Raw genomic sequence first — 24,057 nt, forward strand, 5'->3', positions numbered from 1 at the left:
GGTCTCGTCAGCCCGATTTAACGAATTGACCGCCTCGCCACATAAAAGCTGCGAGATTAATTGACTGATCGAATTCGTTCTAATAATCTTCACCCCGATTTAAAATTGAATGCGTCAGCGGCGACGCTCGAATTGTTAAATCCATCAGGTTACTGGCACGAACTTTTATTCCATCGCGTGGAATCCGGCGCGTAGCCGCCACCCGTCGACAGAACAGTCTGTCGATCTGCTTTCGGAAGTGACCAGTATTTCCCGCCGCAAAAGACGTCATACCAATCGCCGGACGCCGCGTCCTTCATGCGTTTTCCCCTGAACATCCGCGTGAAACAGGCAATGCCCGGCTGGCAGGAAAGGCAACAGAAAAATCCGCGTTGTTCAATGCGGCAAAAAGAAGTGGATGTTGCGCCTCTTTAATACCGGTTGTTCCAACTCCGGAAAGCGGCGCGAAGGCATTTACGCAATCTCGGGTATCGAGGCATTGTCTGGCGATTTGAAGCAATTTGCCGGCAATCGATGCAAGGCATGCGAACAAAGCGAATGTGGATTTCAAATTTCCGATTTGCAAGTCGTCATCCTTCATCGGGATTTCCCGGTCGGACAGTAACAACGAATTAGCGTTGCGGGGTTTTATGAGAATTGCAGTTCTGGAGGAGACTCAGGCGCAAGCCGACTTCGTGTGCAGGACCTTGTCGGCGGCGGGACACACGTGTCATGCGTTCGACGACGGGCACTCGCTCGTCAGGCAACTGCGCAGCCAACCTTTCGATCTGCTTGTGCTGGATCGCCATGCGCCCGCACTGTCGGGCGACGAGGTGCTGCGCTGGGTCCGGCAGACGCTCGCCGAGCGCATACCCGCCCTGCTGATGGGGCGCGTGAGCGACCTGCCGCCGCAGGACAAGGACGCTGACGATTACATCGTCAAGCCGGTGAGCGCGGCGACGCTGCTCGCGCGCGTCGGCATGCTGCTGCGCCGCGCGCAACGCGAGCCCGTAGCGGAAAAAGAGGTGTTCGGCGAATACGAATTCGAGCCGGGCGCAAAGCGCGTACATGTGCGCGGCAATGCCGTCACGTTGACGCACAAGGAGTTCGAGCTCGCGCTGCTGCTGTTCAAGCATCTGAGCCGGCCACTGTCGCGCTCGCATATCCTCGACGCGATCTGGAAGCAGGCCGCGGGCATTCCGTCGCGCACGATGGACACGCACGTGTCGATGCTGCGTTCGAAGCTCGGTCTGCGGCCCGAGAACGGCTACCGTCTGATGCCAATTTACGGCTACGGCTACCGGCTCGAGCGGATCGAGAAGGGCGAAAGCTGACGGCAGGCACCGACGACGCCAAGAGGCTGCCAACGCCTTCCAAGGCCCTTTAACGCGCGTCAGGCAGCCTCTGACGGGTCGGTGCTGGTGTTGTTTGCGCGCGCCTCGCTTGCGCTGCCCGCCTGCCGCTCGTCATCGCACGCTCGCGCGGGTTGCGCGGGCCATGTGTTCTCGAACAGGCACGCGCTGAGGGGCATGCGTGTGGCCCAGCCTTCCGATTCGAGCATCGGCTCGGCATAGAAACGCTCGACGTGCCCGACGCACAGAAGCGCCACGGGCCGCGCGCCCGCCGGCATGCCGAGCAGCGTGCGCACTTCGTCGGCATCGAACAGCGATACCCAGCCCATGCCGAGACCTTCCGCGCGCGCCGCGAGCCACATGTTCTGGATCGCGCAGGCGACCGACGCGAGGTCCATCTCGGGCAGCGTGCGTCGCCCGAACACATGTTTCTCGCGGCCGTCCATCAGTGCCATCGCCAGCAGCTCGCCGCACTCGAGCATGCCTTCCACCTTCAGCTTCATGAATTCGTCGCGGCGCTTGCCGAGCGCGTCGGCCGTCAGCAGGCGTTCGCGTTCGACGGCGTCGTGCAGGCTCTGCCGTAGCGCGGGATCGGTGATGCGGCCGATGCGCCACGGCTGCATGTAGCCGACGCTCGGCGCGTGATGCGCGGCGTCGATCAGGCGCGCGAGCACGGCGGGATCGACGGGCGCGGGCACGAAGTGGCGCATGTCGCGCCGTTCGTAGATCGCGCGATAGACGGCGGCGCGTTCGGCGTCGTTAAAAGGCTCGGCCATGAAAGAGGGCGGCCGCGAAGGCCGGGTTGGACGGCCAGTAGCCGTGCATATAGGTGGCGGCGATCGAACCCCGGCGATAGACGGCTTCGCCGGGCGCGTCGGACTGGGCGCGCGTCGCGTGGCGCACGGGAGCGAGCGGCGTGCTCACGCGCGAATAGTGAAACGTGTGGCCCGTCAGCAGGCCGTGCGTCGCGTCGTCGATCTGCTGCATGCCTAGCGCCGTGAAGCGCGTCTGCATCGCGGCGTGGCCCGGCAACAGGCCGAGCATCGGCGTGCTCGCGCCTTGCGTGTCCGTGACGCTGTCGAGCAGATACAGCATGCCGCCGCATTCGGCGACGACGGTTTTGTCCGCGCTCGCATGTGCACGGATCGACGCGGCGCTGCGCGCGTTGGCCGCCAGCGTGGACGCGTGCAGTTCCGGATAGCCGCCGGGCAGATAAAGCGCGTCGGCGCCGCCGGGCACGGGCTCGTCTGCAAGGGGGGAGAAATACGTGACGCGCGCGCCGAGCGCTTCGAGCAGCTGCACGTTGGCGGGATAGATGAACGAGAACGCGCGTCGCGCGCGATCGCGACGTGCATGCCGTCGAGCAGACGCGGCAGCGGCGCTTCGTGTTCCGGCTCGTCGAACGCGATGGCGGGCGGCAACTGGGCGAGCGGGGTGGCGGCGAGCGCGTCGGCGGCGCGCTCGAGCCGCGCGTCGAGATCGTCGATTTCAGCCGCCTGCAGCAGGCCCAGATGGCGATCGGGCAATTCGATCGAATCCGTCGACGACAGATAGCCGAGCATCTTCAGATCGCGCGGCAGCGCTTCTTCGAGCATCTGCGCGTGACGCGCCGACCCGACCCGGTTCGCGAACACGCCATGAAACGGCACGTCCTCGCGAAAGCGCGCGAGGCCGAACGCAACAGCGCCGAAGGTCTGCGCCATCGCCTTCGCGGAAATCACGGCCGCGACAGGCACGCCGAATCTGGCGGCGAGATCGGCGCTGCTCGGCGTGCCGTCGAACAGGCCCATCACGCCTTCGATCAGGATCAGATCCGCTTCGCGCGCGGCCTGCGCGAGCAGCGCGCGGCATGCGGACTCGCCGACCATCCACAGGTCGAGCGACAGCACGGGCGCCCCGCTCGCGCGCGCTAGGATCATCGGGTCGAGAAAATCCGGGCCAGTCTTGAACACGCGCACGTCGCGCCCCATGCGCCGATGATGCCGCGCGAGCGCGGCCGTCACCGTCGTTTTGCCCTGGCCCGACGCCGGCGCGCTGATGAACAGGGCGGGACACGCGAGCATGTTCAGAACTCCACGCCGCGCTGCGCCTTCACGTGCTGCTCGCGGTAAGGATGCTTGACGAGGCGCATTTCGGTGACGAGATCGGCGGCGTCGACGAGCGCGTCGGGTGCATGGCGGCCCGTGATCACGACATGCAGCATCTCGGGCCGCGCATTGACGACAGACAGCACTTCATCGAGCGGAAGATATTCGTACTTCAGCACCGTATTCAACTCGTCGAGAATCACCATCTGGTACTCGCCGCTTTCGATCATGCGGCGCGCTTCGTTCCAGCCCTTGCGTGCCGTCGCGATGTCGGCTTCGCGGTCCTGCGTGTTCCAGGTGTAGCCGTCGCCCATCGTGACGAAGTCGCAGTTCGCCTGCGTGCCGAGAAAATCGCGTTCGGACGTGTGCAGCGCGCCCTTGATGAACTGCACGACGCCGAGCTTCAGGCCGTGGCCGAGCACGCGCACGGCCATGCCGAACGCCGCCGTCGACTTGCCCTTGCCCGTACCCGTGTAGACGATCAACAGGCCTTTTTCGACCGTCGCCTGCGCCTGCTTTTTCTCGTGGCCTTCGCGGCGGCGCTGCGTCATGCGTGCGTGCGATTCGGGATCGGTTTTCATCGATGTTCCTTGATTGCGGGTATGTCGTGGGATGGAGAGCGTGCGGCAGCGCACGCGATCGCGACCGTCACGCCGTCGCGCGCGCGCTTCGGCACGAGCAGGGTTCCGCCTCGCGACGCGAGCAGCGCGCAAGGCTCGCATACGCCGTCGATGCCGAGATGTTCGCGCGCGGCGGCCGACACGCTGGTTGCCGCATCGAGCGACGCGATGGCTTCGCGGGTGAAGGTGCGCAGCGGCAGCCCATGCTGCGCGCAGAATGCAACGAGACCGGCTTCATCGGCCTTGGATTCGAGCGACGCAACTGCGTGCAGCGCCGCGAAGTCGAGCGTCGCGCCGAGCGCGTCACGCACGGCGCGTTCGATCTGTTCGGCCGACACGCCGCGCCGGCAGCCGATGCCCGCGACGAGCTTCATGACACGCCGAGCGACGCGACGCCGCCGATCACGACGATGGCGGGCGAACCGAGCCCCGCATCGGCGACGTGTTGCGCGAGTTCGCGCAAGCTCGCGCGCACATGGCGCTGCTCGGGGCGCGTGGCGGATTCGATCGCGGCGCAGGGCGTGTCGGGCGGCATGCCGGCTGCCAGCAGCGCATCGGCGATGTCGTTCAGACGGCGCATGCCCATGTAGATCACGAGCGTCATCCGGGTCGCCGCGAGCGCGGCCCAGTCGGCCTCGTGCTCGCCCGCGCCGTGGCCGGTGACGAAGATCACGCCTTGCGCGTGATCGCGATGCGTGACGGGAATGCCGATGGCCGCGGGCGCGGCGATACCGGCAGTGATTCCGCCGACGATTTCGACCGCGATGCCCGCGGCCTGCAGCGCCTGCTGCTCTTCGCCGCCGCGGCCGAACACGAATGGGTCGCCGCCTTTCAGGCGCGCGACGCTGCGGCCCGCGCGCAGATGGTCGAGCATCTGCGCGACGATGTCCGGCTGCGGCGTCGACACCTGGCCGCCGCGTTTGCCGACATGGACGATTTGCGCGTCGTCGCGCGCGAACTGCAGGACTTCGGGGTTGACGAGATCGTCGACGAGTACGACATCGGCCTGCGCGAGCGTGCGCACGGCCTTGAGCGTGAGCAGCTCGACGTCGCCGGGGCCGGCGCCGATCAGCCAGGCGCGGCTCATTGCGAAAAAAGCGCCGCTGCACGAGCGCACGCTTGCGAGTGATAGGTCATTCGAGATTGCCGATGGTGCTTGCGACGCGCGAGGGCGGTGAGAGTCGCGCGCGGGCGCTGGCGGCCGTTTCCCGCGGCTCCAGCGAATGGCGAGGTGATCGTCGCCTCCATGCATCTGGCCGGTATCCGGGCTGGCGGCTCATCGCGTTCGCCTTCCCGCCTGCGTGCTGCAGGCAGTGGCTTTGAACGCACTGCGCGGAACGCGTTGGCATTCCGCTTGCCGCGTGACCGTTGCGGGGACAGCACAGGCTGGGCGTCATATGAATCGCGCGCAATGGCGATGACGACGCTTCCCTGTTTCCCGTTTAACTCTGCAGGCCCTGAGTTGCTGGCCTGCTCGGCACCAGACGCGCGCATACGATAGCACACGCCAACTTGCGCGTCGCCTCGGGATGATGCCCGGAAAGCCCGTCCGGCCTTTCTTGACGCTCCTCGCGACGAAGCCTAAACTCGCACGCACTCTGGTGCTCGCGCGCGCGTTCGGCGTGCGCAGTTAAACGGGAAATAGCCGGTTTTGCGTGACATCGCAGAACCAAACTATGCTGCTCCCCGCAACGGTAGGTGAAGGCATCGCGAAGACGATGCAGAGCCGGCCTCGCTGCATGTGCGTCCAATAGCGGCCCATGCAGAGCAATCCACTGCGCGAAAATGCTCGCGCGGGAAGGAGAGGCGGCGCTTTCATCAGCCCGGATACCGGCCCGAGACGACGACGCTGCGCTGCGGGGATGCGGCGCTGCGTTCACGATTCCTCATGCGCTGCATGGCGTTTGCGTTGGTGCTTTCTTCGAGCATGCAAATGCCCGTGCGGCGCCGTTTTCGTCCCCGTGCCTTACTTCTTCAAGTTCGCCCGAACGCAGCGCGGGCAACGGAGCCATCATGCAGACACAGATGCGCAAGATTCCCGTGACCATCGTGACGGGCTTTCTCGGCAGCGGCAAAACGACGTTGATGCGTCACATTCTTCAGCATGCGGGCGGCCTGCGCATCGCCGTGATCGTCAACGAGTTCGGCGAGCTCGGCATCGACGGCGAAATACTCAGGGGCTGCGGCATCGGTTGCGATGAGAACGGCAACGAGACGGAAGGCCAGCTTTATGAACTCGCGAACGGCTGTTTGTGCTGCACCGTGCAGGAAGAATTTTTCCCGGTGATGGAACAGCTTGTCGAACGGCGCGAGCAGATCGATCACGTGCTGATCGAAACGTCGGGCCTTGCATTGCCGAAGCCGCTCGTGCAGGCGTTCAACTGGCCGTCGATCAAGAACAGCTTTACCGTCGATGCCGTCGTGACGGTGGTCGACGGTCCGGCCGTGGCGAGCGGCCAGTTCGCGCAAGACCCCGTTGCCGTCGACCAGTTGCGCAAGGCGGACCCGAATCTCGATCATGAATCGCCGTTGCACGAGCTGTTCGAAGACCAGCTTTGCGCCGCCGATCTCGTGATTCTGAACAAGACCGATCTGCTCGACGAAGCGCAGCAGGCGAGTGTCGAGACGGTCATCCGCGAGGAGATTCCGCCGCAGGTGAAGGTGGTGCGCGCGCATAGGGGGCAACTCGATCTGCACGCGCTGCTCGGGCTCGAATCGGCATTGGAGGAGACGATTCATCTGCGTCACGATCACCACGGTTCCGCCGATGATCCCGATCACGCCGACCATCATCACGACGAGTTCGACTCCGTCGTCGTCAGTGCGCAGGCCGTGTCGCGCGAGACGATGATCGCCGCGCTGCAAAGCGTGGTCGAAGCGCACACGATCTATCGCGTGAAGGGCTTTGCCGCGCTGCCCAATGCGCCGATGCGCCTCGTCATTCAGGGTGTGGGCAGGCGTTTCGACAGCTACTTCGACCGGCGCTGGCAGGCGGGTGAACTCGACGCGTCGTCGCTGAGCCGCTTCGTGCTGATCGGCGCAGACCTCGATCAGCCCACGCTGCAACGCGCGCTCGATGCCGCGTTGAACGCAGCGCTGAACGTGCAGCACGCGCAGACACGACAGGCCTGACAGGCAACGCGATGCATCTGCTGCGCACCGTTCCCGGTGGTTTCGTCGACGATTCGAAGGGCGTGATCCGTATCGATCAGCAGCCCGCGGACATCGTCATTCTCAGTTCCGCCGACACGACGCTGTCGCTGCTCGCGAGCGTCGTGCCGCGTCTGGGCGATGGTTTTCCGAGCGTGCGGCTTGCCAACGTGACGTATCTGCGGCAGCCGGCGTCGGTGGATTTTTACGTCGACGATGTGTTGCAGCATGCGCGCGTGGTCGTGGTCGATCATCTGGGCGGCGAAGCCTATTGGCCTTACGGCATCGAGCAGGTCGTCGCATTGGCGCAGCGCAAAGGGCAGACCCTCGCGATGTTTTCCGGCGATCTGCAGGAAGATCCGAACCTGCTCGCGCGCAGCACCGCCGACGCCGACCTGTGCCATCAGTTATGGCGCTATCTGCGCGAAGGCGGCGCACACAATGCCGAAGCGTTCATGCGCTGCATTGCGTGGCGCGCGCTCGGCTGGGGCAAGGAGCCTGCGCCGCCGAGTCCATTGCCGCATGCCGCGCTCTATCACCCGGAGCGCGACATCGCGACAGTCGAAGACTGGCAGGCACGCTGGAAGCCAGGCGCGCCTGTCGTCGCGATCCTGTTCTACAAGGCGCATTTGCAGGCGGCGAATACGGCCGTGTTCGATGCGCTGACCGATGCGCTCGAAGCGCGCGGCATGAATCCGCTGCCCGTCGCGATCACGTCGCTCAAAGATACGATCAGCCGGGACGTCGTGCAGGAACTGGCTGCGCAGCATCACGTCGCACTCGTGTTGAACACGACGGCATTCGCCGCTTCCGCCATCGACGATCCCGAACCGCTCGCGCTCGCGGGCGACGCGCCCGTGATGCAGGTGATCCTGAGCGGCGGCAATCGCGAAGACTGGCTCAAGGACAATCACGGCCTCAATTCGCGCGACATTGCGATGCATGTCGCGTTGCCCGAGGTGGACGGCCGCATCATCACGCGTGCGATCAGTTTCAAGGGGCTCGCGTATCGCTGTCCGCATACGGAAGTGGACGTGGTTCGTTATCAGCCGGATCACGAGCGCATCACGTTTCTCGCTGAGTTGAGCGAGCGCTGGTGCAAGCTGCGCCGCACGCCGAACCCCGAGAAAAAGCTCGCGCTGATACTCGCGAACTATCCGATGAGCGAGGGGCGCATCGGCAATGGCGTGGGGCTCGATACGCCGGCATCCGTCGTGAACATTCTCGCGATGCTGCGCGACGAAGGCTATCGCATCGACGATGTGCCCGCGAACGGCAGCGCGTTGATGGACGCGTTGACGCAGGGCGTGACGAATGATCCCGTCGTGCGCGATCTGCGGCCTGCGTTGCAGAGCCTTGCGTTGAGCGACTACATGACGCACTTCGCGCGTCTGCCGCAAGCGCTGCGCGACGCGCTGAATGCGAAGTGGGGCGCGCCTGAACGCGATCCGACTGTGCGGCGCGGGCGTTTCATGATCGCGGGCTGGCGTTGCGGGCATGTGTTCGTCGGCATTCAGCCGCCGCGCTCGCGCGAGCAGAATGACTACGCCAGCTATCACGATGCCGAACTCGTGCCGCCGCACGCGTATCTCGCGTTCTATTTCTGGCTGCGGCATCAGTTTCATATCGATGCCGTCGTGCATGTCGGCAAGCACGGCAATCTCGAATGGCTGCCGGGCAAGAGCGTCGCGTTGAGCGACACGTGCTGGCCCGATGCGATACTCGGGCCGCTGCCGCATCTGTATCCGTTCATCGTCAATGATCCAGGCGAAGGCAGCCAGGCGAAACGCCGCACGCAGGCCGTGATCGTCGATCATCTGATGCCGCCCATCACCCGCGCGGAAAACTACGGGCCGCTGCAGGATCTCGAACGTCAAGTCGACGAGTACTACGACGCGCTGATGGTCGATCCGCGTCGTGCAAAGCTATTGCGGCGAACCATACTCGACACCATTGTCGAACATCGGCTGCATGAAGAGTTGAGTCTTGCAGCGCCGAGCGATGCCGATACGGAAGACACGCTGCTGACGCGCGTCGATGCATGGCTGTGCGAACTGAAAGAAGCGCAGATTCGCGACGGCTTGCATACGTTCGGGCAGTCGCCTGCGGGCGTGCAGCGGCGCGATACGCTGCTCGCGCTCGGGCGCTTTCCGGTCGGCGACGGCATGGGCGCGAAGGCGGGGCTGATCGATGCGTTGGCGCGCGATCTCGAAGTCGATCATCTGTTCGATCCGCTGTCGGCGGACTGGTCTGCCGAGTGGCACGGGCCACGTCCCGCGCTGTTGCAGCGCGTGAGCGATGCGCCCTGGCGCCACAACGGCGACACACGTGAGCGGCTGGAACTGCTGGCGTCGTCGTTGCTCGACAGCGTGTGCGGTTTGCAGAGCGGCACGAACGCCGCGCCTTGCACCGACGAACTGCCGCACGCCGCGCAAGTGCTCGAACGGTTGCGCGATGACATCTTGCCGCGACTCGACGCATGCGGGCCGCACGAACTGATGCATCTGAAGCGCGGGCTCGAAGGGCGTTTCGTGCCGCCGGGCCCGAGCGGCTCGCCGTCGCGCGGACGCCCCGATGTGTTGCCCACGGGCCGCAACTTCTATTCCGTCGATACGCGCGCGATCCCGACGCAAGCCGCGTGGGCGCTCGGTTTGAAGTCCGCGCAGACGCTGATCGAGCGGCACTTGCAGGAGCACGGCGATTATCCGCGCGCCATCGGTCTTTCCGTGTGGGGCACGGCGACGATGCGCACAGGCGGCGACGATATCGCGCAGGCGCTCGCACTGCTCGGCGTGCGGCCGAAGTGGGCGCCGGGCAGTCATCGCGTGACGGACTTCGAGATCATGCCGATTGCCGCGTTCGACCGGCCGCGTATCGACGTGACGTTGCGCGTGTCCGGCTTCTTCCGCGATGCGTTCGCGAACGTGATGCATCTGTTCGATGCCGCTGTGCAGGCCGTCGCCGAACTCGATGAACCCGAGGACGTGAACCCGATTCGCGCGCGCGTGATGCGCGAGCGCGATGCGTGGATCGCGCGCGGCGTCCCGCCCGATGAAGCACGACGGCGCGCGGGCTTTCGCGTGTTCAGCGCGCGTCCCGGCGCATATGGCGCGGGCTTGCAGCAGATGATCGACACGCAGCAGTGGCAGACGGACGCCGATCTGGCGAACGCGTATCTGTCGTGGGGCGGGTATGCGTACACGCAGAAGAGCGCGGGCGAGGAGGCGCGGCATGCGTTCGGCACGCGGCTCGCCGCCATGGATGTCGTCTTGCAGAACCAGGATAACCGCGAACACGACGTGCTCGATTCGAACGATTACTACCAGTTTCAGGGTGGCATGACGGCGGCGGTGCGGCACCTCGCAGGCAATCAGCCGCACGTCTACCACGCGGATCACAGCAATCCCGACACGCCGCGCATTCGCACGCTGCATGAAGAGATTGCGCGCGTGATCCGCTCGCGCGTCGTGAATCCGAAGTGGCTGGAGGGCGTGAAGCGTCACGGCTACAAGGGCGCGGCCGAAATCGCGGCGACTGTCGATTACCTCTACGGTTACGACGCGACCGCGCGCGTGATCGCCGATCATCAATACGCGCTCGTCACGGATGCGTATCTGAACGACACCGACACGCGCGAGTTCATGCGGCAGCACAATCCGCATGCATTGCACGCCGTATGCGAGCGCCTGCTCGAAGCGATGCAGCGCGGCCTGTGGCAACAACCTGGCGACTATCGCGCGCAAGTCGAACGGCATCTGCTGGATAGCGAACAACACATCGAAGGATCACGATCATGAGTGAAGCCAGCGGGACGCGCGCGGTGTTTCCGTTTTCCGCATTGATCGGCCAGCAGGCATTGCAGCAGGCGCTGTTGCTTGCCGCTGTCGATCCGGGCATCGGCGGCGTGCTGGTGAGCGGCCCGCGCGGCACCGCGAAATCGACGGCGGCGCGCGCGTTGGCGGAGTTGCTGCCGGAAGGGCAATTCGTGACGCTGCCGTTGGGCGCGAGCGAAGACCGCTTGATCGGCACGCTCGATATCGAGTCGGCGTTGCGTGATGCGTCGGTGCGTTTTTCGCCGGGCCTGCTCGCGAAAGCGCATCGCGGCGTGCTGTATGTCGATGAAGTGAATCTGTTGCCCGATGGGCTCGTCGATGCGTTGCTCGATGCAGCGGCGAGCGGCGTCAATACCGTCGAGCGCGATGGCGTGTCGCATACGCACGACGCGCGCTTCGTGCTGATCGGCACGATGAATCCGGAAGAAGGTGAACTGCGGCCTCAACTCACCGATCGCTTTGGCTTGATGGTCGCGCTGGAGAATTGCTTCGAGCCGCAAACCCGGCAGGACATCGTCAAGGCGCGGCTTGCGTTCGACCTTGATCCTTCTGCGTTTCGCGCACGTCATGCAGGGCAAAGCGATGCGTACGTTTCGCGCATTCGCGCGGCGCGTGCCGCGTTGGCGCAACTTTCGTTCGACGACGAAGTGCACGCGCATGTCAGCACGTTGTGCATTGCGGCGGGCGTCGATGGCTTGCGCGCGGATCTCGTGATGCTGCGCGCGGCTCGAGCACTCGCCGCTTTCGAGCAGGCGGATGCGGTGACGATTGCGCATGTCGATCGCGTAGCCGGATCGGTGTTGCTGCATCGGCGGCGGTTGCATGAACCTGTCGTGCAGCCTCACGATGCATCGGCGCCTTCGCAAGAGCCTTCGGCGGCAGCAAGCGCGAATGCTGCTGCCGATAGCGACTACGGTTATCTGCCGCCCGAACCGACGGGCACCGCGCGCGTCACGAACGTCAAGAGCGTCATTCCCCTCAACGCAAAAAAACACTGAGCCATCGAAAGGGCGCGGCCGCGCGCGCAATGCGCAGCGGTTTTCGATGGCGCCAAGGCGCGGGCGATGCGACACGCGACGGTTCTTCCGGCGCGCGCATCGCATGGCCGCGCACGCTGGCCGCGAAGCGTGATGAGCGCTTGCGCGTGGACCATTTGCGCTATGTGCACGAAGACGCGCGCGGCGGCGTGCTGCATTGCTTCGTGCTCGATTGCTCCGGGTCGATGATGTCGAGCCAAAAACTCGCGCGCGCGAAAGGTCTGCTCGTCGCAATGTTCGATCAGGCGCGCGCCGCGCGTGCTGACGTGGCGCTGGTTTGCTTTGGCGGCGATCGCGCCGATGTGCGGTTTGGTCCCGCCGCGCCGCGCTGGTGGAACGAGCGGTGGATCGAGCCTATCGGCGGCGGCGGCGGGACGCCGTTGATCCTCGGCGTTGAAGCGGCGTCCGCAATGCTGGAACGTGTCGCGCGGCGTCGGCCGATGCAGCAGCGCTGGCTGTGGGTGCTTTCCGATGGCCGCAGCAGCGGTATGCCTGCGCGGCCCGCGCACGCCGATCATGTGGTGATCGTCGATTTCGAACTGGAGCGCACGCGCATCGGGCGCTGCGCGGAACTCGCGCGCGAGTGGAGCGGCGAGTGGTTTCCATTTGATGCGCTGATGGGCGCTTAAGCTTCAATTCACGTTGCGCGATTCGGCGCGACGATTCCTCTGCACGTCTTGTAAAAGAAAAAAATCCTGGTGACGCGTCGCTTGCTTCGTCACGTCCGTTGCATTTCTCCTTCATTCGAACCGGCATACGCTGCGCACGTTGACTGATTGCCCGTTTCAATTCCGCATGTAGGAAACCTTCGAAATTGGGCCCTTGCTTCGCGCAATAAGACCTGTCCTATTCGGCTTTCCGAGCGCTTTTCATATCTTTCGTCGGCTAGATTTGCATGACGTCCGGAAGTGGTGACGACTGCTTCCCGTGGTCCGTAGTGCAAATCACGAAAGGTGGTCTGGTAAAAAAATCGATGCTTTAAATAGGATAACGAATGAACAAGACGTATCGATCGGTATGGAATGAGTCGACCGGAACCTGGGTTGCGGTGCAGGAGAATGCAACGGGCCGCGCGAAGCGATCGACCAGCCGGAAGCTCGCTGTCGGTTCGGTATTGGGCCTCGTTGGAGTTAGCGCTGGTTTGCACGGGACGATTGCAGCCGCTAACACGCTAGGCAACGGCGGTTTGACAATCTGCAGTGCAAACCCGTCCTCCTATGGCACCGCCATTGGATACACGGGGGTTTACACAAACATCGTGGGTTGCTCGCAAGGGATCGCGTTTGCGCTCGGAAACAGTGAAAACTACCAGGGCGGCGATGACGGTACGGGTCCCTCTCCGACGGTGGGCATCTCGGGATGGGGCAACGGCTCACTCACGCTCACGGGCACGGCCGGCATCCTGATGAAGAATGCTGTGCTCATGAGCGGCAATCAGATCACCCAGCTTGCGCCGGGAGAGATCGCCAGCCGCAGCACAGATGCCGTGAACGGTTCGCAGCTTTTCGCAACCAACCAGAACGTCGCCAATCTGACGAACCTCGTCAACAACATTGGCAACGGCGGTAGCAGTCTCAAGTACTTCCACGCGAACTCGTCGCTGGCGGATTCGACTGTGACGGGCGCGGACAGCGTCGCCGCAGGTCCGGCCGCTACAGCCAGCGCGAGCAACGCGGTCGCACTCGGCGCTAACGCGGTTGCCGATCGCGCGAACAGCGTATCCGTCGGCTCTGCAACGGCACAGCGCCAGATCACGAACATGGCAGCAGGTACGGCGCTCGCGAACATCGACACGCGGCTTGCGAACATCGCGACGGGCAACGGGTCGAGCGGCAACAGCCTGAAGTACTTCCACACGAGTTCGACGCTCGCCGATTCGTCGGCGGCGGGCGCGAACACGGTGGCCATCGGCGGCGCGGCGCTTGCGAGCGGCGCGAATGCCAGCGCCCTCGGCAGCCAGGCGACGGCATCGGCGGCGGCATCGACGGCGCTCGGCAGCGGCGCGCAAGCTACCGCTTCGAACGCTGTCGCGCTCGGTCCGGGCTCGGTCGCGAATCGTGCGAATACCGTTTCCGTCGGCTCGTTGGGCAACGAGCGTCAGATCACCAACGTCGCGGACGCCACGCAAGGCACGGATGCCGTGAACCTGAACCAGATGACAGCCGCGATCGAGAGCGCGGTGGTCAACGTCGGCACGGGCGTCGATTCGCTGTTCATCGCCGATGGCGACCGCAACACGGAAGCGTCGCAGGCCGCGGGCACGCATGCCATGGCGATGGGCGCGGCGGCGAATGCAAGCGGCACCCAGTCGATCGCGAGCGGCTACAACGCGCAGGCGAGCGGCAACAGCTCGGTGGCGATGGGGGCGAACGCGAAGGCGACGGCCGATCACGCGGTCGCGCTCGGCGACGGGTCGGTGGCCGACCGCGCGAACACGGTGTCGGTGGGTTCGGCGGGCAACGAGCGGCAGATCGCCAACGTGGCGGCCGGCACGCAGAAGACCGATGCCGTCAACGTCGGCCAGTTGAACGAGGCCGTGTCGAGTGCCGTCGGCAATCTGCCCGCGGGCATGACCGCGAAGGACTACACCGACCAGCAGATCGGCGCGATGCAGCACTCCGTCAACGAGGTCGCGAAGAACGCCTATGCGGGCGTCGCGGCGGCGATGGCGATGCCGAACCTCACGCCGTCGCAGCCGGGCAATACCGTCGTCGCGGCGGGCGCGGGCAACTACAAGAGCGGCTCGGCCGTCGGCGTGGGCGCGACGTATCGCTCGCGTGACGGCAAGTGGCTCGTGAACGGCGCGTTGTCGGTGACGACGTCGGGCGATGCGGGCGTGCGCGCGCAGGTCGGCTACGAGTTCTAAGGCGGTTTGCAAAAGCAGACGGCCCGATCATGCGCATGACCGGGCCGTCTTTCGTGGGCGAGCGAAACGCCGGACTTACTTCGGTCCGCTCGTCCAGAAGATCACATCGTCGATGCGGTCGAACACGTACACCTTCAGCGCCATCTGCTCGACCTGATCGAGCTTCTCGAACTCGATGCCGTGCGTGGCGGGATCACCGGGCTTCGAACCCGTCTGAATGTTACGGATAATCGCCGTCGTTTCAATCGACGTGTCCATGTCCTTGGACTGCAGGCGGAACGCGACACGAATCCGCTTGCCGACTTCACCGACCGTCCACGGCGCCGCGAACGACATGCCCATCGCGCTCACGCTCTGCACGAGGCCGAGACTCTCATAACCGCTGCCTTCCGCTTCGATCGAAAAGCGCAGCGGCAGGCTCGCGCGCACGCGCACCGACTTGCGCTCGCGCAGACGCCGCACCGCGCCCGGCTTCGACAGCACGAGGTAGTGGAACGGCACCTGGCAGACGGAATCGACGGTGCAGACAAAGCGGAACACCGCCTGGCTCGCAATCGCGACGATCTCGACGTTCTCGCCGACGGCGAGCGCCATCGGCTTGCCGTCGACGAGCGGCGGCGTCACGAACAGCGACTCGTTCGGCGCGAAGCCGATGATGCGCGACGGATGCATCGGCGCGCCCATGCCGACCTGCGAGCGCACGCCGATCAGCGCGCCGATCGTCAGATGCATTTCCTTCAGCGTGAGCGATTCGGGCTCGCCGCCGGACGCCCTTGCTGCCGGTCCGGCCGTGGCGGGATCGGCGGCTGCGTCGTCCAGGTCGCCGCGCTGCGGCTTGAAGTTCTGGAAAAGAAAGCGATGCTCGTCCGCGCCGATCACGACCGCGCCGCGCTCGAACAGCAGCACGCCGTCGGCGTCGACGATCGGGAAATCGAGCGGCGTGCCGATGGGCACCGCGTCGGGCGAAAGCTCACGCGGGGCGGCGGGCGCGTTCGCGCCCGTATCGACAGTGTCTTCACTGGTTTGCATATTGGGACGAATGAAGCGTTGGCCGGAGATAATCGTTGTATACGTCGCGCTATGGAAAAACTTTAATTTATTTTTTATGCGCGACTTCAATCCGTTATTCGCGCGCTTTCAGTGTGTCTTTCAGTCTTTATACGATTTGTTTATTCGGTGCAGGTAATTAGCCGATTTAAAGCGCTGCAAACGTTCAAACCGGCTTTCATTTATACCAGCGCGGCGTGTAAACCCACTCGCGGCCGCTCTGGGCGGGCCGGAACGCGCGTGTCGTCGAAGCACCGATTATCACCGTGGTTCGCATATCGACATCGCCCGAGCGGAGTTCGGCAAGTGTGGTGTTTTTCAGTGTCGCACCGGGCCGGCCGATATCGCGGCCTAGCACCACGATGGTCGACGGTGCCCGGAATTCGCGCACGATATCGAGCGCCTTGTCGAGCTGCCACGGGCGCGCGCGCGAAATCGGGTTATAGAACGCCATCACCAGATCGGCCTCGGCGGCATGGCGCAGCCGCGTTTCGATGACGGCCCACGGTTTCAGGTTGTCCGACAGCGACAGCACGCAGAAATCGTGACCGAGCGGAGCGCCGGCCTGCGCGGCCGTCGCGAGCGCGGCGGACACGCCGGGGACGATTTCGAGTTCGACGGCGGCCCATGCCGCGCCTTGCATCGGCGCGTGCTGTGCCGCCTCGTCAAGGGCTTCGAGCACGGCCGCCGCCATCGCGAACACGCCCGGATCACCCGACGACACCATCACGACGCGCCGTCCCGCGCTCGCCAGTTCGAACGCATGGCGGGCGCGCTGCATCTCCTCGCGGTTGTCGGTGGCGTGGACGCGCTGGTCGGGCCGGAACGGGCCCGCCATCTTCACGTAGGTTTCGTAGCCGAGGACGTCGGTGGCCTGCGCGAGCGCGGCGCGCGCGGCGGGCACCATCAGCGACGCATCGCCGGGGCCGAGGCCAATCACGCTCAGCTTGCCGCGCGCACGGCCGACCGTCGCGGGATCGAGCGGCGCGGCAGCGACGGCGAAGGCAACGGGCGCGTCTGGATCGCCGTCGATGGCTTCGTGCGGAACACGCAAGGTCTTACGAAGAAGGTCGACGGCGCTGGGCGCAGCGCTGTCAACACCGGCTGCATCGTCGGCCCCGAAGCGCAACGCGACGTCCAACGCCTGCGCCGCCTTCGCCAGCGTGGCATGGCCCGTCAGCGCGGCGGGCGCGAGCAGCAGCGCGAGCGATTGCGAGGCCAGCCCCCGGGCGCGCGCCGCGTCGAGTATGCGTTCGTGCAAGCTGTCGTCGGAGGCGGCTGCTTCGTCCACCGCGACGACGACGCTGCGCGGGTGGATCACCAGTTCGTCGGCGGCGCCGCTCCAGGCGAGCGGCGTGACGCGAATCAGGCGCCGGGCGCTGTCGGCGCGCGGCAACGGCATGCCGTCGAGCCACGGCGCGTCGCCTTCGATGCGCGTCGCTTCGCCCGCGAGCAGATCGGACACGAAGCGTTTGCCCTGATCGAGACTCGCGAGCGCGTAGCCTTCGGGCGGATTCAGCACGCGCGCCGAAGCGCAGTTCGCCGCTCGTCGTGATGGCCGGCTGCACGTCGAGCGCGGCGGCGATCTCGCGCGCCATCAGGTTCACGCCGGACAATCCGCCGAGCAGCGGCACGACGGCGCTGCCGTCTTCGGCGACGGCCAGCACGGGCGGCTCGCTGCCCTTGTTCGCAAGCAGCGGCGCGAGGCAGCGGATCACGATGCCCGCCGCGCACAACGCGACGATCGGCGTGCCGCTCGCATACAGCTCGCGCAGATGCGCGCCGAGTTCCGTGTACGCGATATCCGCTTCGCCGACGCGGCCATGCAGGCCGTGCACTTTCGCGCCGTCGTACAGCGCCTGCAGGCGCCGCGCGGTGTGCTGCGCGCCGGTGCCGAGTATCACGACGGCGGGCGGCGTCGTCATCCTTGCCATTTTTCCCCCGGCACGACGAGCAGCGAGAAGTAGGGCGACGCCATCGGGTCGACGTCGGCGAGGGGCACGATGCGCTGGTTCGTCATCGTCGCGCGTTCGACGTAGAGCGCGCGATCCGCCAGCCCGAGTTCGTCGAGCACACGGCGCACCTTGTCGAAGTTGCGGCCGAGCTTCATCACGACGGCAGCGTCGGCATCGGCCAGACGCCGCTTCAGTTCGTCTTCGGGCAGCACGCCCGACAGCACCGACAGCGTCTGATTCCGGTAGACGAGCGGCTGGCCCAGCACGGCGACGCCGCCGAGCATCGAGCAGACGCCGGGCACGACTTCGGCGTCGAAGCGCGGCGACAGCCGGTTCGCGAGCCGGTCGTGCAGGTACATGTACGAGCCATAGAAGAACGGGTCGCCTTCGCAGATCACGGCGACGTCGCGTCCCGCGTCGAGATGCGCCGCGACCACTTCGGCCGCTGTATCGTAGAAGTCGGCAATGATCGCTTCATACGACAACGGCGGTTCGAGCGCTTCCGTCGTCACGGGATAGACGAGCGGCAATTGTTCCTGCTCGCTCGACAGATGCGATTCGATGATCGAAAACGCGTTGCCTTTCTTGCCCTTCGCGACGAAATACGCCACCACGTGCGCCGATTTCAGCAGACGCAGCGCCTTCACGGTGATCAGTTCCGGGTCGCCGGGACCGACGCCGAGTCCAAAGAGCCGTCCGCGCATGACGTTCTGTTTGGCCATTTATTCTTCCTCCGTGGCCAGTGCGTTGATGGCGGCCGCCGCCATCGCGCTGCCGCCGCGCCGTCCGTGCACAGCGACGAACGGCACGCCGCGGCTGTCGGCGGCGAGCAGCGCCTTCGACTCCGCCGCGCCGACGAAGCCCACGGGAAAGCCGAGAATCAGCGCCGGCCGCGGCGCGCCCGCGTCGAGCATGTCGAGCAGATAGAAGAGCGAGGTGGGCGCGTTGCCGATCACGACGACGCTCCCCGCCAGATGCGGCCGCCACAGCTCGAGCGCGACGGCCGAGCGCGTGTTGCCCAGCTCGCGCGCCAGCGCGGGCACGCGCGCGTCGCCGAGCGTGCAGATCACTTCGTTGTTCGCGGGCAGGCGCGCGCGCGTGATGCCTTCGGCGACCATGCGCGCGTCGCAGAGGATCGGCGCGCCGTTCGCGAGCGCGTGGCGTCCGGCTTGGCCCGCGCCGTCAGAAAAACGCAGGTCGCCGACGATATCGACCATGCCGCACGCGTGGATCACGCGCACGGCAAGCTTTTCGAGGTCGGCGGGAATGTGCGAGAGGTCGGCTTCCGCGCGTATCGTCGCGAACGACTGGCGATAGATTTCCTGTCCGTCGCGGATGTATTCAGGCATCGAATGGCTCATCAAAAGAGGGCGGCGCGGACCCGTTCAATGCCGTCGCCGCTTCGTCGATCGTCAGGCCGCGCGCGACGGGACGGCCGAAGCCGGCGGGATCACGCGGGTCTTGTGTGTGGTAGAGGTCATAGCGTTCGCCGCCGACGGCGAGCAGCGTGTACGGCGCGCGATGCGCGGCCGCGCACGATCGCGCGCAGCCGCTCAGATGCACTTGCGTGCGGCCGGGCACGTGCGGCGCGAGCGTCGCTGCGTCGGCTTTCACGTCCGCCAGGCTTTTCGCGCAGCCTGTCGAACCCGCGCAGGCGATCACCCGAGTCAGCGGATCGCATGTCGTCGTGGCGAGGCCGAGGGCGGCGAGTGCGTGCAGCGTCGCATCGACGTTTGCGGGCTCGATGTCGGTCAGCAGCACGCCTTGCCACGGCGTCATGCGCAGCGTCGCGCCTTCGTTGTTGCGCACGATGTTCGCGAGTCCGCGCAAGGTTGCGCTTCGCATGCGGCCCAAAGCAGGCTGCCCGCCCAAATGCAGGCGGGTTGCGTCGCGCTGCGCGTGCGCGCCGAGTCTGCGTGACGCGTCGGCGGGCTCGCGGCGCCAGTTCGCGACGTATGCGTCGCGTAGCAGCCGAACGCTGGTCTTGCGCGCGGCTTGCGCCAGCACGCTTTCAGCGGCATGCGTGGCGAGCACATCGCGCATGCGCGTGTGGCCGGGCTGCGCGAGATCGAGAAACGTGTGCACGAGTGCTTGCGTCAACGGCACGATGTGTTCGGGCGCGACGGCGGCCAGCGCGCCCGCGTGCCGCGCGTCGACAGGCGGGCAGCCCGCGAGACCGAACCCGACCAGCACGTTGTCGTGCGCGGGATGCCGCAGCGCGGAGAACCAGATGTCGTGGGGATGATCGAGCATCATCAGACGCTCGCCGCCGTCGAGCAGCAGCGCGAATTTCGCCGACAGCGCCGCGAAGCGCGCATCGCCTTGCAGCAGGGCGAGAAGTTCAGCGGCAAGCCCAGCCGTGTCGAACAGCGCGTGCGCATCGCGGCCCGCGGCGGGACTGATCATCACGTTGCGCACGTCGTCGGCCAGCGCGTGAGCGTGTGCCTGCGGGCCGAGCCCGGCCGCGAGCAGCGCGGCGATCAGCGCGTCTTCGCGACCCGGCTTCACGCCGCGCAACTGAAGGTTCGCGCGATTGGTCACGTCGACGACGCCCGACGCGTGCGCGTCGATGGCGTCGGCGATGGCATCAGCCTGCGACGCGCCCAGTGCGCCCCCCGCGAGCTTCACGCGGCAGATGCCGCCGTCGAGCGCGGGCACGATGCGCAACAGCCCCGGGCAGGCGGAAGGGCGCGGCATGCAGGCATCGGACGAACGGAAAGCTGGGCTCAAGACATCACCGGGTTAGGGTCGCGCGACGGCCCGGGCGTCTCGGATGAGAGCGGCACGGCATCGGTACACCCCGCCCGATGTGGCTGGCACGAACTGGTTGGCCGGCAGGTATCTGGCTGGCAGCACGTCGACGCCCGCGGTCCAGTCGATGCCCGGGGCGCGCGCTGGCGTGGACTTGCTGCATACAGTTGCGGGGGCAGCCACAATCATCGGCGATCCGTGTTGTGTTCCCTCTTGGGCCCCGAAAGGCACCGGCGAACGGGTATTATGCCTTTTTTCGAACAGCACAACGATGCCGCGGCCTTTGAATACAAGCTGCCGCGGCGTTATCGAGATTCAAATGAGGATGGACGCATGCCGGCCTGGCTGACCGTGGTGGGAATGGGCGACGACGGTTTTGCCGGCCTCGGAAAGGCGGCGCGGCGCGCGTTGATCGACGCGCGGGTGATCTACGGCGGCGCGCGGCATCTGGCGATGCTGCCCGTGTGCCTGTCCGCCGCGCGCGAGCCGTGGCCGCAGCCATTCGACATCGCGCCCGTGCTCGCGCGGCGCGACACGCCCGTGTGCGTGCTGGCGAGCGGCGACCCGATGTTCTACGGCGTGGGCGCGACGCTCGCGCGCCACGTTCGCACCGACGAACTGCGCGTGCTGCCCGCGCCTTCGTCGGTGTCGCTCGCGGCGGCGCGCCTTGGCTGGCCGCTGCAGGATGTCGCGACGGTCTCGCTGGTCGGCCGGCCGCTCGCGGCGTTGCAACGGCATTTGCACGACGGCGCGCGCGTGTTCGTGCTGAGCGCCGATGGCGCAACGCCCGCCGCCGTCGCCGCGTGGCTCGCGCAATGCGGCTTCGGCGCGACGCGCATGATCGTGATGGAGCATCTGGGCAGCGCGTCCGAACGCCTGATCGACGGGCGCGCCCACTCGTGGGAGATCGGCGGGACGGCGTCGCTGAACGTGATCGCGCTCGAATGCGCGCGCGATGCATCCGCGCCGCGCCTTGCGCTCACGCCGGGCTTGCCCGACGACGCGTTTCGCCACGACGGCCAGCTGACCAAGCGCGACGTGCGCGCGCTCACGCTAGGCCGTCTCGCGCCTGCGCCGGGCGAACTGCTGTGGGACGTCGGCGCGGGGTGCGGGTCGATCGGCATCGAATGGATGCGCGCGCACCCGGCGTGCCGCGCAATCGCGATCGAAGCGAATAGCGAGCGGCAGCGCTTCATCGAACACAATCGCGAAGCGCTTGGCGTGCCGAACCTGCAATTGATCGCGGGCAATGCGCCCGATGCGCTGGACGGCTTGCCCGCGCCCGATGCGATTTTCATCGGCGGCGGCGTGACGGTGCACGGCGTGCTCGACGCGTGCTGGCACGCGCTGAAAAGCGGCGGACGCCTGGTCGCGAACGCCGTCACGCTTGAAGGCGAAGCGGCCCTCACCGCATGGCGCGCGCGGCATGGCGGCACGCTCACGCGCATCGCGCTCGCGCAGGCGCAGCCGCTCGGCGGCTTCGAGACGTGGCGCGCCGCGCTTCCCATCACGCTGCTCGACACCAGCAAACCGTGATGCGCAACGAGAGCCCCGAACAACCCGCGCCGCTGCGCAGCGGCTACACGACGGGAAGTTGCGCGACGGCAACGTCTCTCGCGGCGGCGCGTCTGCTGCTGACGGGCATCGCCAGCGATGTCGCGGAGATCGTGTTGCCGAAGGGTCAGCTCGTGCCGATGAAGCTCGTGTTCTGCCGCCTGATGACTGCCGACCCGAGCGACAGCGCGAACGACTGCGGCGCGGAGGCAGGCACGGTGAAGGACGCGGGCGACGACCCCGACGTCACGCACGGCGCCGTCGTGTTCGCGCGCGTGCGCCTGAGCGACGCGCCCGGCGTGCGCTTTCATGCGGGACCGGGCGTCGGCACGGTGACGCGCGCGGGCCTCACGCTGCCCGTCGGCGAACCGGCCATCAACCCGGTGCCGCGTCAGATGATGACCGCGCATCTGACCGACCTCGCGGCCGAATGCGGCTATGCAGGGGGCTTCGAGGTGACGATCGGCGTCGAGCACGGCGAGGCGCTCGCGCAGAAAACGATGAACCCGCGCCTTGGCATCGTCGGCGGCCTGTCGATTCTCGGCACGACGGGCATCGTGCGGCCGTTTTCGTGCTCGGCGTATATCGCGTCGATTCATCAGGGCATCGACGTGGCGCGCGCGAACGGCTACTTGCACATTGCCGCGTGCACGGGGAACGCGAGTGAGGACGCGATGCGCGCTTACTATCATTTGCCCGATATCGCGCTGATCGAAATGGGCGACTTCGCGGGCGCGGTGCTCAAGCATCTGAAACGCGCGCCTGTCGACAAGCTCAGCATGTGCGGCGGCTTCGGCAAGCTGAGCAAGCTGGCGGCAGGGCATCTCGATCTGCACAGCCGCCACTCGAGCATCGACTTGCCGCAACTGGCCGCGTGGTCGAGCGAACATCCGTCGAGCGATGAAGCGTTGCGGCGCGCGATGGTCGGCGCGAATACCAGCCAGGAAGCGCTGGCAATGGCGCTGAAACAAGGCGTGCCGCTCGGCGACATCGTCTGCGAACGCGCGCGCGCGGTGGCGCGCGAGATCGTGCCCGAAACGGTTGCCGTCGAAATGTTCGCCATCGACCGGCAGGGCAACATCATCGGAGCGGCGCGATGAAGCGCGTGCTGCTGCTGGGCGGCACGGGCGACGCGTTGCAGATCGCGCGGCAGCTTGCCTCGCGTGATGTGTACAGCCTCGCGGGGCTTGGGCGCGTGCCGCAAGGGCTGGCGTGCGCGGTGCGCGTCGGCGGCTTCGGCGGCAGCGAAGGGCTCGCGCGGTATATCGAAAGCGAAGGCATCGCGCTCGTAATCGACGCGACGCATCCCTACGCCGCGCAGATGAGCGCGAACGCGGCGGCAGCGTGCCGCGCGGCGGGCGTGCCGTGCTGGGCGCTGCGCCGCGCGGGCTGGACGCCGCAGGCTGGCGACGACTGGCGCATGGTGGACGGCTGGGACGCGCTGGCCGATGCAATCTGTCCGTTCAGGCGCGTGCTGTTCACGTCAGGTCGCGAGCCGCTGTCGCATCTGGACGAGATACCCGCGCATCAGTTCTGGATCGTGCGTTGTCTCGATGCGCATGCGGGCAACGAACGCGCGCGCATCATCGACGCGCGCGGTCCATTCGATATCGACGGCGAGCGGGCGCTGTTCGCGCTCAACGGCATCGACGTGCTCGTGACGAAGAACAGCGGCGGCGCAGCGACGCAAGCCAAGCTCGACGTCGCGCGCGAATTGAGGGTGCCCGTCGTGATGTTGACGCGGCCCGCGCTGCCCGCCGTCGATCGCGAGTTCGAGAGTCCCGCGCAGGTGCTGCGCGCGTTGAGTGAAGAGGGAGTGCAGTAGA

The 24,057-nt window shown here is 66.2% G+C and carries 18 protein-coding genes, 3 pseudogenes and 3 riboswitches; of the genes and pseudogenes, 10 read left to right on the top strand and 11 right to left on the bottom strand.

The genetic code is table 11. The annotated features are described in order from the left end of the window. Positions 1-295: 295 nt before the first annotated feature. On the bottom strand, positions 296-580 hold the full coding sequence (locus H3V53_RS23640) for a hypothetical protein (RefSeq protein ID WP_336600025.1): 285 nt from the start codon (positions 578-580) through the stop codon (positions 296-298). Positions 581-629: 49 nt separating this feature from the next. Between H3V53_RS23640 and H3V53_RS23645 the strand changes: the two genes are divergently transcribed. Beyond that, positions 630-1,313 (top strand): response regulator transcription factor, encoded by a 684-nt coding sequence (locus H3V53_RS23645; RefSeq protein WP_336600026.1) that lies wholly within the window; start codon positions 630-632, stop codon positions 1,311-1,313. Positions 1,314-1,372: 59 nt separating this feature from the next. Here H3V53_RS23645 and bluB read toward each other — a convergent pair whose 3' ends face one another. The 5 genes and pseudogenes from bluB to cobA form a co-directional block, all read right to left on the bottom strand. Further along, a complete protein-coding gene (gene bluB, locus H3V53_RS23650; protein ID WP_336600027.1) occupies positions 1,373-2,107 on the bottom strand; it encodes a 5,6-dimethylbenzimidazole synthase in 735 nt (244 codons plus the stop codon). After that, a pseudogene (locus H3V53_RS23655) lies at positions 2,091-3,394 on the bottom strand (cobyrinate a,c-diamide synthase). Before H3V53_RS23655 ends, bluB begins: the two are co-directional and overlap by 17 nt. 2 nt (positions 3,395-3,396) lie before the next feature. Further along, positions 3,397-3,999 carry a cob(I)yrinic acid a,c-diamide adenosyltransferase gene (gene cobO, locus H3V53_RS23660; protein ID WP_054921001.1) on the bottom strand — a complete coding sequence of 201 codons (603 nt, stop codon included), beginning with the start codon at positions 3,997-3,999 and terminating at the stop codon, positions 3,397-3,399. After that, positions 3,996-4,412: a cobalamin biosynthesis protein gene (locus tag H3V53_RS23665; protein ID WP_336600028.1), complete on the bottom strand. Its 417-nt coding sequence runs from the start codon at positions 4,410-4,412 to the stop codon at positions 3,996-3,998. The genes cobO and H3V53_RS23665 overlap by 4 nt, the downstream gene beginning before the upstream one ends. Then, the gene (cobA, locus tag H3V53_RS23670; RefSeq protein ID WP_336600029.1) at positions 4,409-5,125 is read right to left on the bottom strand and encodes a uroporphyrinogen-III C-methyltransferase; all 717 of its coding nucleotides are present in this window, start codon (positions 5,123-5,125) and stop codon (positions 4,409-4,411) included. The genes H3V53_RS23665 and cobA overlap by 4 nt, the downstream gene beginning before the upstream one ends. A gap of 150 nt (positions 5,126-5,275) precedes the next feature. Beyond that, positions 5,276-5,538: riboswitch (cobalamin riboswitch) on the bottom strand. An 82-nt stretch (positions 5,539-5,620) separates the two neighbouring features. Continuing rightward, positions 5,621-5,891: riboswitch (cobalamin riboswitch) on the top strand. Positions 5,892-6,051: 160 nt separating this feature from the next. Here cobA and cobW point away from each other — a divergent pair. The 6 genes and pseudogenes from cobW to H3V53_RS23695 all read left to right on the top strand — a co-directional run bounded on the left by cobW (position 6,052) and on the right by H3V53_RS23695 (position 14,924). After that, positions 6,052-7,170: a cobalamin biosynthesis protein CobW gene (cobW, locus tag H3V53_RS23675; protein WP_336600030.1), complete on the top strand. Its 1,119-nt coding sequence runs from the start codon at positions 6,052-6,054 to the stop codon at positions 7,168-7,170. A gap of 11 nt (positions 7,171-7,181) precedes the next feature. Then, a complete protein-coding gene (gene cobN, locus H3V53_RS23680; protein WP_336600031.1) occupies positions 7,182-10,985 on the top strand; it encodes a cobaltochelatase subunit CobN in 3,804 nt (1,267 codons plus the stop codon). After that, positions 10,982-12,019, top strand: coding sequence for a magnesium chelatase ATPase subunit I (locus H3V53_RS23685; RefSeq protein ID WP_336600032.1), 1,038 nt, complete (start codon positions 10,982-10,984; stop codon positions 12,017-12,019). Before cobN ends, H3V53_RS23685 begins: the two co-directional genes overlap by 4 nt. Positions 12,020-12,048: 29 nt before the next feature. Next, entirely contained in the window at positions 12,049-12,687 is a 639-nt protein-coding gene (locus H3V53_RS23690; protein WP_336600033.1) for a vWA domain-containing protein, read from the top strand. Positions 12,688-13,052: 365 nt separating this feature from the next. Then, positions 13,053-13,184 (top strand): annotated as a pseudogene (locus H3V53_RS43695) (ESPR domain-containing protein); the annotation flags it as partial. Positions 13,185-13,316: 132 nt separating this feature from the next. Then, complete coding sequence (locus H3V53_RS23695) at positions 13,317-14,924, top strand: YadA family autotransporter adhesin (RefSeq protein WP_336600034.1); 1,608 nt, start codon at positions 13,317-13,319, stop codon at positions 14,922-14,924. A gap of 75 nt (positions 14,925-14,999) precedes the next feature. On the opposite strand, the gene H3V53_RS23700 is transcribed toward H3V53_RS23695, so the two are convergent. The 5 genes and pseudogenes from H3V53_RS23700 to cobG all read right to left on the bottom strand — a co-directional run bounded on the left by H3V53_RS23700 (position 15,000) and on the right by cobG (position 20,623). After that, the gene (locus tag H3V53_RS23700) at positions 15,000-15,953 is read right to left on the bottom strand and encodes a flagellar brake protein (protein ID WP_336600035.1); all 954 of its coding nucleotides are present in this window, start codon (positions 15,951-15,953) and stop codon (positions 15,000-15,002) included. 196 nt (positions 15,954-16,149) lie between these two features. Continuing rightward, a pseudogene (gene cobJ, locus H3V53_RS23705) lies at positions 16,150-17,896 on the bottom strand (precorrin-3B C(17)-methyltransferase). Then, the gene (locus H3V53_RS23710; RefSeq protein WP_336600036.1) at positions 17,893-18,648 is read right to left on the bottom strand and encodes a precorrin-2 C(20)-methyltransferase; all 756 of its coding nucleotides are present in this window, start codon (positions 18,646-18,648) and stop codon (positions 17,893-17,895) included. Before H3V53_RS23710 ends, cobJ begins: the two are co-directional and overlap by 4 nt. After that, the gene (locus H3V53_RS23715; RefSeq protein WP_336600037.1) at positions 18,649-19,275 is read right to left on the bottom strand and encodes a precorrin-8X methylmutase; all 627 of its coding nucleotides are present in this window, start codon (positions 19,273-19,275) and stop codon (positions 18,649-18,651) included. It lies immediately after the preceding gene. Further along, positions 19,268-20,623, bottom strand: coding sequence for a precorrin-3B synthase (gene cobG / locus H3V53_RS23720; RefSeq protein ID WP_336600038.1), 1,356 nt, complete (start codon positions 20,621-20,623; stop codon positions 19,268-19,270). Before cobG ends, H3V53_RS23715 begins: the two co-directional genes overlap by 8 nt. Before the next feature lie 119 nt (positions 20,624-20,742). Then, positions 20,743-20,927, bottom strand: a riboswitch (cobalamin riboswitch). 83 nt (positions 20,928-21,010) lie between these two features. Between cobG and cbiE the strand changes: the two genes are divergently transcribed. The 3 genes from cbiE to H3V53_RS23735 are packed head-to-tail and all read left to right on the top strand — an operon-like array spanning position 21,011 to position 24,056. Beyond that, entirely contained in the window at positions 21,011-22,213 is a 1,203-nt protein-coding gene (gene cbiE, locus H3V53_RS23725) for a precorrin-6y C5,15-methyltransferase (decarboxylating) subunit CbiE (protein WP_336600039.1), read from the top strand. Beyond that, on the top strand, positions 22,213-23,331 hold the full coding sequence (locus tag H3V53_RS23730; protein WP_336600040.1) for a cobalt-precorrin-5B (C(1))-methyltransferase: 1,119 nt from the start codon (positions 22,213-22,215) through the stop codon (positions 23,329-23,331). The genes cbiE and H3V53_RS23730 overlap by 1 nt, the downstream gene beginning before the upstream one ends. Next, a complete protein-coding gene (locus tag H3V53_RS23735; protein WP_336600041.1) occupies positions 23,328-24,056 on the top strand; it encodes a cobalt-precorrin-6A reductase in 729 nt (242 codons plus the stop codon). Before H3V53_RS23730 ends, H3V53_RS23735 begins: the two co-directional genes overlap by 4 nt. The last annotated feature ends 1 nt before the right edge of the window (position 24,057 follow it).

This window comes from Paraburkholderia bengalensis, assembly GCF_037126505.1.
In the GTDB taxonomy this organism is placed as follows: Bacteria; Pseudomonadota; Gammaproteobacteria; order Burkholderiales; family Burkholderiaceae; genus Paraburkholderia; species Paraburkholderia bengalensis.